Source organism: Flavobacteriales bacterium (assembly GCA_020635855.1).
GTDB lineage: Bacteria > Bacteroidota > Bacteroidia > JACJYZ01 > JACJYZ01 > JACJYZ01.
In genome coordinates this window covers 546,001-558,426 of record JACJYZ010000004.1, presented here as the reverse complement: position 1 = coordinate 558,426, position 12,426 = coordinate 546,001, and the positions used below count along the sequence as shown (strand labels likewise).

General features: G+C 47.4%; 10 protein-coding genes and 1 tRNA gene. 5 read left to right on the top strand and 6 right to left on the bottom strand.

Going from position 1 to position 12,426, the window contains the following annotated elements; genetic code table 11:
* Nucleotides 1–52 precede the first annotated feature (52 nt).
* The 5 genes from H6585_14420 to H6585_14400 all read right to left on the bottom strand — a co-directional run bounded on the left by H6585_14420 (nt 53) and on the right by H6585_14400 (nt 7,155).
* The gene (locus H6585_14420; protein MCB9449524.1) at nt 53–871 is read right to left on the bottom strand and encodes a class I SAM-dependent methyltransferase; all 819 of its coding nucleotides are present in this window, start codon (nt 869–871) and stop codon (nt 53–55) included.
* Nucleotides 872–963: 92 nt separating this feature from the next.
* Entirely contained in the window at nt 964–2,835 is a 1,872-nt protein-coding gene (gene mnmG / locus H6585_14415) for a tRNA uridine-5-carboxymethylaminomethyl(34) synthesis enzyme MnmG (GenBank protein ID MCB9449523.1), read from the bottom strand.
* 71 nt (nt 2,836–2,906) lie between these two features.
* A complete protein-coding gene (ybeY, locus tag H6585_14410) occupies nt 2,907–3,332 on the bottom strand; it encodes an rRNA maturation RNase YbeY (protein MCB9449522.1) in 426 nt (141 codons plus the stop codon).
* Nucleotides 3,333–3,364: 32 nt separating this feature from the next.
* On the bottom strand, nt 3,365–3,793 hold the full coding sequence (locus H6585_14405; GenBank protein ID MCB9449521.1) for an ATP-binding protein: 429 nt from the start codon (nt 3,791–3,793) through the stop codon (nt 3,365–3,367).
* Between the two features lie 2 nt (nt 3,794–3,795).
* Nucleotides 3,796–7,155, bottom strand: a complete 3,360-nt coding sequence (locus H6585_14400) for a DUF4175 domain-containing protein (GenBank protein MCB9449520.1) — start codon at nt 7,153–7,155, stop codon at nt 3,796–3,798.
* 326 nt (nt 7,156–7,481) lie between these two features.
* On the opposite strand from H6585_14400, the gene H6585_14395 reads away from it, so the two are divergent.
* From H6585_14395 to H6585_14375, 5 genes are all read left to right on the top strand, one after another.
* Nucleotides 7,482–9,056 (top strand): glutamate--tRNA ligase, encoded by a 1,575-nt coding sequence (locus H6585_14395; GenBank protein ID MCB9449519.1) that lies wholly within the window; start codon nt 7,482–7,484, stop codon nt 9,054–9,056.
* Nucleotides 9,049–10,728 carry a glutamine--tRNA ligase/YqeY domain fusion protein gene (locus H6585_14390; GenBank protein ID MCB9449518.1) on the top strand — a complete coding sequence of 560 codons (1,680 nt, stop codon included), beginning with the start codon at nt 9,049–9,051 and terminating at the stop codon, nt 10,726–10,728. The genes H6585_14395 and H6585_14390 overlap by 8 nt, the downstream gene beginning before the upstream one ends.
* A gap of 3 nt (nt 10,729–10,731) precedes the next feature.
* On the top strand, nt 10,732–11,082 hold the full coding sequence (gene folB, locus H6585_14385; protein MCB9449517.1) for a dihydroneopterin aldolase: 351 nt from the start codon (nt 10,732–10,734) through the stop codon (nt 11,080–11,082).
* Between the two features lie 56 nt (nt 11,083–11,138).
* Nucleotides 11,139–11,209: transfer RNA gene (locus H6585_14380), tRNA-Cys, on the top strand.
* A 39-nt stretch (nt 11,210–11,248) separates the two neighbouring features.
* Entirely contained in the window at nt 11,249–11,737 is a 489-nt protein-coding gene (locus tag H6585_14375; protein MCB9449516.1) for a methylated-DNA--[protein]-cysteine S-methyltransferase, read from the top strand.
* On the opposite strand, the gene H6585_14370 is transcribed toward H6585_14375, so the two are convergent.
* Nucleotides 11,732–12,391 carry a CoA pyrophosphatase gene (locus H6585_14370; GenBank protein MCB9449515.1) on the bottom strand — a complete coding sequence of 220 codons (660 nt, stop codon included), beginning with the start codon at nt 12,389–12,391 and terminating at the stop codon, nt 11,732–11,734. The two genes, H6585_14375 and H6585_14370, sit on opposite strands and share 6 nt — an antisense overlap.
* Nucleotides 12,392–12,426: the final 35 nt, after the last annotated feature.

The following is a 12,426-nucleotide window of genomic DNA, read 5'->3' as shown; positions in this document are numbered from 1 at the left end:
TTAAATATACGGAGGTATGGCTGGAGAGGTTTGCCAGTAAAGGGTTTGCAGCCTATTGTTTTAATTTTTTGGCGATGTAAATGAGACTGGAATAGTTCCCATCCTTTTTTCCATGTCGGTTTGAGCGCCAGCCGTTCAAAAAACCGGTGATCAATTGGGTGAGCTGAGAACTGCCCTTGTATTTCTCACTCAACAGGCTTACATAATATGAATCAAACAACATGGGAAGAATATGACTGAGGGCAAAGCCATGTTTATTAAGTAGCAAATTCATGGCATGGGGAGAAAAGTGCCAAAGATGTCTGGGTACATCATATGCAGCCCAATGAGAGCCATAATACTTTGCGTCGGCTGCATTTTTGTTTGGTACGGCAATGAACAATGTTCCATCATCGGCAAGAAGGGTATGAATGGTATCCAGGTGATGGTTTAAATCCGGAATGTGTTCCAATACGTGCCACATGGTAATGGCCTGAAAATCTCCGATAGGTAGCTTAGGGAGTTCAGAGATATCTTCCACGGGAACTCGTAGCACCTCTTTCGCATATGCTCGTGCCTTTTCATTAGGTTCAAGCCCCATGACCTGCCACCCACGGTCTTTACATGCAGAAAGAAATTGCCCGGTTCCACAGCCTATATCCAAAAGTTTACCGTGTGGACTGTATTTTTCGACCAGACGGCATTTTTGTTTAACGGCCACCTCGCGAACCAGGTGGTACAGTTTCGAAATAATTCCTTTGTTCGTATTGGAATGAGATATGTATGCTTCGCTTTCGTAAAATTTTCCAAGATCGGCAATAGGGGGTCTTGGGCTTGTTATACCCAGATCACAATTGTTGCAAAGCTGGATAAGAAAGTCGATGTGACTCACGGTGTGGTCTTCACACTTGACTAGAACTGTGAATTGAGATGAACCGCAAATAGGACAACTCAAAACTTGTTCATTATGTTCCACGTGGAACTTCATCTTCCTAAATAGATCATTAGAACCGAAATATCAGAGGGACTCACACCACTGATGCGTGCTGCTTGTCCGACGGTTTTAGGTCGAATCTGGGTTAATTTTTCTCTGGCTTCCGAGGATAAGGAAGTTAATCTGTGATAGTCCAGTTCATCGTGAAGGTGAATGCCCTCCAGTCTGTTTACCTTATCTGCAAGTTCCCTTTCCCTTTCCATATATCCCTCGTATTTGATCTGTATTTCGCACTGAAGCATGGTGTCTTCTTTCAAATTTTTCAAGGTTCCCAGGAAGTTGGTTAGGGATGGAGAACATTTTGCCAATGCTGCGCAGGTAACATTGGGTCGAGCCAGCAATTGAATTAGTTTAAGTTTTTGTTTGATTGGGGCACTGTCAATTTCATTGAGGATTGGATTTATATCTGCAGGCTCTATGTTCTCCTTTTTTAAAAACTCCAACAATTCGTGTTTTGCTTTGATTTTATTCTGAGTATGCTGCATGCGCGCGTCAGAGGCAAGACCAATGCGATGGGCCAAGGGGGTTAACCGCTGATCAGCGTTGTCTTGTCTAAGCATAAGTCGATATTCTGCCCTGGAGGTAAACATGCGGTAGGGTTCATTGGTCCCTTTGGTTACGAGGTCGTCGATTAAAACACCAATATATGCTTCATCGCGGTTTAATACCACCGGATCCAAACCACGGACTTTTTGATGGGCATTTATCCCAGCCATGAGTCCTTGACACCCCGCTTCTTCGTACCCTGTGGTTCCATTGATTTGCCCGGCAAAATATAGCCCGGAAATAAGTTTGGTTTCCAAGGTATGGTGTAGTTGGGTGGGTGGAAAGAAGTCGTATTCGATGGCATAACCGGGTCTGAACATTTTCACCTGTTCAAAGCCTGGAATCTTTTTTAGTGCCTTGTATTGAACATCCTCTGGTAGAGATGTTGAGAATCCGTTCACGTAAATCTCAACTGTATTCCAACCTTCGGGTTCTACGAAGATCTGATGTTGATCTTTGCCGGAAAATCGCTCAATTTTATCTTCGATAGAAGGACAGTATCTGGGCCCCAATCCTTGTATTCTGCCAGAGAACATGGGAGATTGATCAAACCCAGTTCTTAGGATATCGTGAACTTCTGTGTTGGTATAGGTAATGTAGCAGCTACGTTGGGAAGCAGGTTTGGGAATGTGGGTGAATGAAAATCCTGTTATTTCCTCATCTCCCGGTTGCTCGGCCATCTTATCGTAATTCAGACTTCTACCATCTACCCGAGGTGGTGTGCCGGTTTTCATTCTTCCATGCGTAAATCCCATCCTCACCAATTGCTCCGTGATGCCTGTTGCTGCTTTTTCTCCGGCTCGGCCGCCTCCGTATTGTTTTTCGCCCAAATGAATGAGACCATTCAGGAAGGTTCCATTGGTCAGTACAACCGCTTTTGCCCGAAATTTTTGCCCCATGCTGGTTTCAACACCCATCACTTGATTCTTTTCAACAATGAGTCCGTTGACCATGTCCTGCCAGAAATCAACAAGGGGGTTGGCTTCCAGCAGCCACCGCCATTCCTGGGCAAATAACAATCTGTCACTTTGCGCACGTGGACTCCACATGGCTGGACCTTTTGAGCGGTTCAGCATTCGAAACTGGATCATGGTGCGATCTGTTACAATGCCGGATCCACCGCCCATGGCATCAATCTCACGCACAATTTGCCCTTTGGCAATGCCACCCATTGCAGGATTGCAGGACATCTGTGCGATGGTACCCATATTCATGGTTACCAAAAGCACACGAGAACCGAGGTTGGCCGCTGCATAGGCAGCTTCACAACCAGCATGTCCGGCACCCACTACAATCACATCGTAGTCACCTATCATGATCAGGAAAGTTCCACGTGAAACATTTAACTGCTTTTAGTTCGAGAAAACAACCGGACGCGGTTTCCGGTTCAATGCGAGCGCAAATTTAGCCAATAATCCTCTTGCTCTCTCATCCGTTTCTTTTGTGCTGTCGACTTATCTTGTAAACCAACGAGATGGAGTACGCCATGGACAAGCACCCGATCTAGTTCATCATTAAAGGATTGGTTCCATTGAATGGCATTTTCTTTCACACGCTCAATGCTTATGTAAATATCACCACTGAGGTCCGGAGGTTCTACGGAAAGATCAAAAGTGATGATATCCGTATAGGTATTGTGGTGAAGATAGGATTGGTTCATGGACAGCAGGCTTGCATCATCCAGGAATATAAAACAAAGATTTCCAGCACGTCGCTGGAAACCCTCTATTACGCCATGCAACCATGCACGTCGCCTGGCTATCTGATTTGGCTTGAAATCAATCTCGGAAAAGAATTGAATGGGATCTGCCATATGCCTTCCCCTTCAAATCAACAGGTAGATCATTAGTTGCCTGCAAGGCGGAAGGTAAGTTCCACCCTACGTCCATCTGCAGAAAACTCAACCTCATCAGCCAAATTGCGCATAAGAAATATGCCACGGCCGGTGGGTTTCTCCAAATTCTCCGGTGCAGTTGGATCAGGTACACTATTGAAGTCAAAACCTTCACCCTCATCTTCCACTGTAACGGACATGGCTCCCTGGCTGGTTTCTATATTGACGTTAACCAGTTTGGTTGGATTGCATTTGTTCCCGTGGAGGATGGCGTTGTTGACAGCTTCTGTAAGTGCGATCAGGATGTTACCGTAATTGTCTTCAGTAACGTCCTGCGTCTTGCAAATCTCGTCAATCAGGTTTTCTACCAGCGTCAGGTTTTCTGGTTTTGATTCAAAATTAATCTTCCTGTTCACTTTGTGCTCCTGTTCTAAAATCATTATTACCCTTTATTGTACTGGTTAAAGTAATCGTTAATTTTCCTTTTGTAATAGGGGCTCAGCGTAGGTGGGACCGTCTTAAGCAACTCCACATCCCGCAATTTCATGGTCTTATACTTTAAATAATCTTCAGGGTTACTGTTTTCCTTATTTTTTCCCTCCTTTGACTCTCTTTTTTCGTCCAACTCCCGTTCCCTTTCGGCTTTCTCAGATTCCAGCAAACGCGTCATGATCTGTTGTTGGCGATTGAACATTTCCTGGGTCAGGCGTTTGTTGACCAGATCTTTTTCTGTTTCCTCCATCTGCTTCATCAGGCCTTCCATGTCGCCCAACGACTTTTTACCATCCTTATTTAATTCCTGATTGAGTTTCTGTAGTTCGTTTCTAATCGCTTCTTGCTGTGCGGCTAGTTTGGCCAGTTGCTCACTCATCGACCCTTTTCCTCCCATGCCTCCAGGTTTTTGACCTTCTTTTTTCAACTGCTCTATTTGTTTGTTCAGTTGCTCCTGCAATTGCTTCATATTGGCCATTCCGGGTTTTTGTCCCATGCCCCCCGGTTTGTTGCAACTGCCTGTACCCGGGGTGCCTTTTTGATTCTGCATTTGGCTTTGCATTTGCTGGGCAATCTCATCCAAAAGCAGGGCCAGGTTGTTCACGGAAGTCATTACATATTGCTGACGTTCAGCAGCCATGCTTTCGTAGTTTCTACCCATGTGGGCTTCGGAAAGGTATTCCATGGCTTTTTCCATATTCATATTAACCGCGCTTATTTCCCGGTTAACAATTGGCTCGATTTGCATAACCCGTTTACTAAGCGCGAACAGTGAATCCTCAATCATTTTTGCATCATCCTTCAGCTTTTTTTGTTCTTGGTTAATGGCTACATAACTAGGACTGTTGCGATCCACTTTCACGAGCCGGTCCATCAGGTTTTCCTGGTCAAAAGAAAGCTGTACCAGGTTCTCGAGCAGTGCACGCAAAGCCTGAAGGTCTTCCGTCATGGCCTCCCCACCCATTTGTGCCTGCATGTCTCCTAGTTTGCTGGCTATTTGTTTCATGCTTTGGCTGGCGTTCTTCTGGCTTTTACTTGCTTTCTGCTGTTTGCTTTGTTCCAGCTGTTCCGAACCCTGCTGCATCTGATCAGTTGCATTCTGTTTTTCCTCATCCATGTTTTCCATGGAATGGGGTTTTTCCAATTCCTGGTTCAACTTGTCCAATTGATCCAATTTCTTTTCCGCCTCCTCAAAATCCTTCTTTATATCCTCCTGCTTCTTTAAAAGTTCTTCCTTCGGGGCTGCTTTTTCTTCGGTTTGGTCTGCAAGTTTGTCTTGCTGTTCAGCAAGCTTCTCCATATTCTCTTTCACTTCATTGAGTTTTTGCTCAAATTCCAGTTGTTTGAAGATTTCCAGGCTCCGATCCAATTCCTTCTCCAGGTCTTTTTCACCCACTTTCATCTTTTCCAGCATTTCCTGCATTTGTTCCCTGTTCATATCATTCAGGAGCTTTTCCATTTCCTTAAACAGGTCTTTCATTTCGTCGGTCATCAACTTGTCGAATAGCTCGTTCAGTTGCCGCTGTTTGTCAAGAAGTTCGGGATCCAGACTTTTGTATTTTTCTTGTTCGTTACGGTTCTTCAGGTTCTGGTCACGGATGTCATTTACTTTCTTTTCCAACTCCTTTTGTTGCTCGATGAGATCTTTCATCTTTTTGGTTTCTTCCCACCCCAACTCTTTCTTCTCAAGGATTTGCCTGTTCAGGTTGTTCATGTCCCGTTGCAATTGCCGTGCGGCCTTAATGGAAGATTCCAGGTCATTTTTTACCTGTTTGTTGGCTTCATCATTTTTCTTCTCCAATTCTGTAAGGGAAGGGGCTTTGAAAACCATCTTTTCGGTTCGGGAAGATTTACTGCCATGAACACCATCATTGTCCCATACCTCAAAGTAGTAACTGATCTCTTCACCCGGTTGCACGTCCAGTTGACTTGCATCCCACTCATAATAGAACCTGGATTGGGTGCTACCCGGTTCTACATGCAACGCTTCTGATTTCAAACCAGATTTTTCAGGGTCTTTTGAATGCAGAAACTGGTAGTGGAAGTACAGGTTTTTGAACCCATAATCGTCACGTATCATTCCTGCAAAAAACCATTTTTGAAGCATGGTTGAGTCCATGCGTTGGGCCACTTCAATACTCGGATACTGATCGGGTGTTACCTGAACTGCATATGTGACTGAATCCTGGCTTTGGATCAGGTCATTGTAGCTGCGTAAGGTATACTGATCGCTTTCCAGGAAACGATGGTTCATCGCAAAGATATTTTCACCTTGCTGTGCTCCTTCAAAAGCCTGTTCATGAAACCTCATTGTAATGCCACGGGTGTTCTGGGTGGTGAATTTCCATTTCACATTGGTGCCTGCCGGAATGTCCAGATCGCCGATGTTACGCAGGGTCTCGTCGGTGCGTCCGGTATAAGCCGGATAATCCAGAGATACCTCAAAATTCAGTACGATTGGATTGGGGATGACTTTCAGCACATATTCCTCTGATGAGAATCCGTTTCCGGATAGCCGGAAATGAACATCATCCTGCAAGTTGCGGAATACATAGTGAAAGCGATTGGTCTGATCCTTCGATAGCATTACAACATTGCCATCCGTTTCAAGGGATACATGTTCCGGCAGTTCAGACCCCTGCATCACAACTTTCAAGGTAAAGTCATCATGCTGAATAGCTTCCATTTTATCATTCTCAAGTTGAAAACGAAAAGGCGCCAGTCGCTCAAAATAAGTGCGATGTTCCAGCAGACGTTTTGTTCCATCCCTTAAGACCGAAGGTGCAGCAAAAAGCATGACCAGCAGGACAGCCAGCGGAGGAATGGCATATTTCAGGTATTTTTTGTTCTCGGCAAAATTGACGGCGTGAGCAAATGGTATTGGACGAAGTTCTTCGGTTTTTTGAAGGATGGAAGCATGGATCAGATCCATGTTTCCGGCAGATTCCGAAGCCATTTTTTTAAGTTGAAGGGCATTCAATAATTTGTCCTTCACATCAGGGAAATGACGGCCGATGATCGATGCGGCCTGTTCATGTGAAAGCACTTTGCCGATGCGATATATCCGTGCAAGCGGAATAAAGATAAATCGGGAGAGTACGAACAGGATACCTCCTACATACAACCAGAAAATGGCCGTTCGCGTGCCTGTGTTGAAGTGTCCGAAATACTCGGATATCGTAAACAGTATATAAAACCCAAGTGAAACGGCGACCGCATAAAGGCCTCCCCGGATGACCTGGTTTTTATAATACTTTCTTACAAAGGCATTCAGTTTGCCTAACAGTATGTCGTAATCGTTTGCTCCCATTGCAGTACATGCAGAACCACGGAGAACCTGCCCGAAGAATTCGAACTGATATAAACTATGAGTAATTCCAATCGGGTGGGCACACCACAGAATTCACCACAAATCTGAACGCAAACTAGCCCATTTTGTTTGCTTTGTCAAGCATTTTGCCTGATTTTGAACGGGCATTTTTTCAAGTCCAATACGGTTTTCTTTATGGTTTATGCGGTGTGGATCCCGGCGATAAAAAATGAATCGCGTGATTCTGGGATCATTTCCTAACATGAAGCCTGCCCTGGAATATCTGTTATCTTTACGGTTTCATTTTCTATCGTGATTTTACAAACATGAACAAAATGCGATTGAGGTTTGCACCCAGCCCGACAGGTCCCCTTCACATGGGTGGGGTTCGAACGGCGCTCTATAACTATTTGCTTGCAAAGAAAAACGGAGGGGATTTTATCCTTCGCATTGAGGATACCGACCAGGGGCGATGGGTGGAAGGAGCGGAAGAACACATATATGCATCCCTTGAATGGTGTGGAATCATACCGGATGAAGGCCCCAGAAACGGAGGAACATGCGCCCCCTATCGGCAATCCGAGCGGAAAGAAAAGTACCGTGAACATGCAATGCGGCTGATCAATGAAGGCAACGCATACTATGCATTCGATACTCCGGAAGAACTGGAAACGATGCGAAAGCGACTGGAACAGGAGAAATCTTCATCCCGCCAGTACGACGCAAATACACGCATGCAAATGCGCAACAGCCTCACTTTACCCAATGCAGAAGTTAATTCATTGATCAATGCGGGTACGCCTTATGTGATCCGCATTCAATTGCCGGGGGAAGGTCGCCTGTATATGAAAGACCTGATCCGCGGTGATGTGGAAGTGGATGTGGCCACCCTGGATGATAAAGTATTGTTCAAATCGGATGGCATGCCCACCTACCACCTGGCCAATGTGGTGGATGATTACCTCATGGGCATCACCCATGTGATCCGCGGGGAAGAATGGCTGCCATCTGCACCTTTGCATTATTTTCTCTATAAATATCTGGGCTGGGAAGACAAACGTCCCGCATTCGCTCACCTGCCCCTTATCCTGAAACCCGATGGGAAAGGCAAACTCAGCAAACGCGATTGCGACAAGCTCGGCGTTCCGGTCTTCGCTGTGGGTTGGAAAGATCCGCAAACCGGCGAGTTTTCTGCCGGATATAAGGAACAGGGTTACCTGCCGTCCGCCTTTGTGAACATGCTGGCCATGCTGGGATGGAACCCCGGAACCGAACAGGAGATCTTCCAATTGCCGGAACTCATCCAGTCGTTCTCGCTCGACCGTGTCGGAAAGTCGGGCGCCCGCTTTGATATGGATAAGGTGAAGTGGTTCCAGGAACAACATTTCCGCTCACAATCCATCCAAATCCTTGCAACCGAAGTTCGGCAAACATCTGAGGAATGGGCTGCCATTTCCGAAGACAAGCTGCATGCGGTCATAGAACTGATGCGGGAACGGGTGGCGTCGGTTGATCAACTGATCAATGAAAGCCGGTTCTTCCTCCTAGCACCTGATGCGTACGATGAAGAAACAGTTCGAAAAAAATGGAAGCCAGAGACGGAACAGATCCTCAAAGGTTTTGCGTCAGTACTACAAAACCTGCCTGACTTCTCTCCCCAACCCCTTGAAGAAGCTTTCAAGGCATTTATGGAAGAAGGAGGCTATCCTTTTGGAACAGGTATGATTGGCTTGCGATTGACTGTCACAGGTAAGGGAGGAGGACCGTCGCTATTCCATACAATGGCCTTACTGGGAAGGGAAGAAGTGGTTGAACGAATCAATAGGGGTACTGAATTTATTAAAGCAACACTAACATTACCTTTGCCGGATCGTCCTAATTACAATCGCACCAATGAGTGAAACAGAAACCAAACGATCCCTCCATTTTCTGGAGCAGATCATTGAAGAAGACCTCGCCAAAAACGGCTACACACATATTCACACCCGGTTCCCACCGGAACCCAATGGCTACCTCCACATCGGGCATGCCAAGTCCATCTGCCTGAACTTCGGCCTTGCCAAAAAGTACGGCGGAAAATGCAACCTGAGGTTCGATGATACCAATCCGCTCACCGAAGAAACAGAGTACGTGCAGTCCATCGAGGACGACATCAAATGGCTTGGTTTCGATTGGGAAGACCGCGAGTATTTCACCTCCGACTACTTTGACCGGTTGTTCGACTGGGCGGTGATACTGATTGAAAAAGGGTTGGCATACGTGTGTGATATGAGTGCGGAAGAGGTAGGGGCCACACGTGGAACACCCACCGTTCCCGGACAGGAAAGTCCTGGAAGGAAACGCACCAAAGAAGAGAACCTCGACCTGTTCATGCGAATGAAAAACGGGGAGTTTCCCGATGGCGCCAAAACGCTCCGCGCACGCATTGATATGGCCTCACCCAACATGCACCTGCGGGATCCGGCACTGTATCGCATTCGAAAAGTACCGCATCATCGCACCGGCGACAAGTGGTGCATCTACCCGATGTACGACTGGGCGCATGGGCAATCCGATGCCATCGAACAAATCACACATTCCATCTGTACACTCGAGTTTGAAGTGCATCGTCCCCTGTATGATTGGTTCGTGACCCACCTTGAACTCAACCCCCGCCCGAAACAAATTGAATTCGCGAGGCTGAACCTGAATTATACGGTGATGAGCAAACGCAAGCTGCTGCGCCTGGTGAAGGAAAAATATGTGGAAGGATGGGATGACCCGCGCATGCCCACCATCCGCGGATTGCGCCGGCGCGGTTACACACCCGAATCCATCCGTGAGTTCTGCGACCGTGTGGGTGTGGCCCGACGAGAACATGTGATTGATGTGGCGTTACTGGAATTCAGCATCCGGGAACATCTCAACAAAATTGCACCGCGTGTAATGGCCGTGTTGAACCCGCTGAAAGTGGTCATCACCAATTACCCGGAGGACCAGGTGGAGGAAGTGGATGCGGTGAACAACCCGGAAGATCCTGGCATGGGAAGTCGTAAGCTGCCTTTCACAAAAGAGTTGTACATCGAACGGGACGACTTCATGGAAGATCCGCCCAAGAAATATTTCCGGCTCTCGCCCGGCACAGAAGTGCGGTTGCGTTATGCATACTTCATTACCTGCCAGGAAGCGATTAAGAATGACAAGGGAGAGATCATCGAACTGCGCTGTACGTATGACCCTGCGAGCAAGGGCGGTAATTCACCGGATGGAAGAAAGGTAAAAGGCACCATTCACTGGGTGAGCGCCAAGGATCATGCGAAGTGTGAAGTGCGGTTGTATGATCGGCTGTTCAAAGATGAAAATCCCAATGTGCAGGAAGACTTTATCCAATGCCTGAATCCGGAAAGTGTACAGGTATTGAAGGATGCTGTGCTGGAGAGAAGCCTGGCGGATGCACAACCGGGAGCGCGTTTCCAGTTCGAACGACTGGGGTATTTCTGTGTGGATACAAAGCACAGTCAACCCGGTCGGCCCGTGTTCAACCGCACCGTGACCCTGAAGGATACATGGGGCAAGATGGCAGGGAAGGAGTAAACGATGGCACGAATCATCCTGCAGAACGTAAAGCTCTTTGCGAAAATCGGACACCTTGAAGTAGAGCATCGGGTGGGCAACCACCTGCTGGTAGACGTGGCTTTTGATACCGATACGTCCGTGGCGGAGCAAACCGATGAATTGTCAGACACGGTAGACTATAAGGTCGTGTATGACATCCTCAAGGCAGAAAGTCAACAACCATCAAAACTGGTGGAACACCTGGCGAAACGCATGCTTGACGCACTGGTAACAACGTTCCCGCAAGCCCATAACTGGGAACTGAGCCTCACCAAAATGCACCCGCCTGTGAACGGACAATTGGAACGGGTATCGGTTGTATTGCAGGCCTAAGTTGAGAAGCCGTTGTTAGCCATATATCTTTTTATTAGCTTTGCATCTTATTCCAGGGTCGTGTGGCCGAGTGGTTAGGCAGAGGTCTGCAAAACCTCGTACAGCGGTTCGAATCCGCTCGCGACCTCTAGAAAATCCCGCCCAGCGCGGGATTTTTTTTGATGCCATGGAACATGCCCACTCCATCTTTCCTTCACCAATTGGCCCCTTGGCGGTAACTGCTTCAGACAAGGGGGTCGTTTCGGTTCTGTTTACAGATGAACCTGTGCACATTTCGTCTTCGCATCCAATTCTGGAAGCATGTGCAAAACAATTGGCAGCGTACTTCTCAGGAAGTTCTCAAACTTTCAACTTACCGCTTGACATGCAGGGTACCGAATTCCAGTTAAGGGTATGGAATTGTTTGTTGGAAATTCCGTTCGGACAATCCCTGTCATACCTGGAAGAAGCACGCAAACTGGGTGACGAAAAGGCCATCCGTGCTGTTGCCGCTGCGAATGGGCAAAATCCTGTGGCCATCCTTGTTCCCTGTCACCGGGTCATTGGCAGCGATGGTTCTTTAACAGGATATGCAGGAGGAGTGTGGAGAAAGGAATGGTTGCTCAGGCATGAGAAACATCCATATTTCCGGCAGCAGGTCATCGAAGGTTTATAGTTGCCATGCATCTTCCGGCATCCCTTTCAGGATCACCTTCAGCTCACTGATCATCATGGCGGTGGCACCCCACACCACTTCACCTGAGAGGTCGAAGTAGGGAACCATTATTTCCCTTTGGATGCTTTTCAGCAGAATCGGTTTTTCTTTCACCGTGAGATCGGAGACCAGGTCGGTCAGGGGAACTTCCAGGATGCGTGCAACCTCCACAGGGTCCGGAATAAATGAGGGGTGATGGTTACAAACACCCACATACGGATACACCATGAAGCCACTTGGTGCAATGAACAAGGGCGTCAGTTGCCCGAGCACCTCCACGTCATCTTCCATGATACCGATCTCTTCCACCGATTCTCTCAGTGCCGTATCCTGCAGGGTGGGGTCTGAGTCTTCCTGCTTTCCTCCCGGGAAACCTACCTGGGCGCTATGTACGCCTTCGTAAGCGGGGCGCAGGATGAGCACCGTGTGTACCTGTTCGTTTTTGGGATACATCAGTATAAGAACCGCACTGGGTCTGGGTTCTACGTTCCCCATCATTTGCGATGCACGCAACTTCCGTTCGAACGGCGCCATATGATATTGCGCATCTTCACCCGGAAGCGGTTGCGACAGGCTCTCAGACAGCAGATCTATGAATTGGGAAAATCGGGGCATCACTTGAACTTCTCTCAAAGATAGGCTAACTTTCG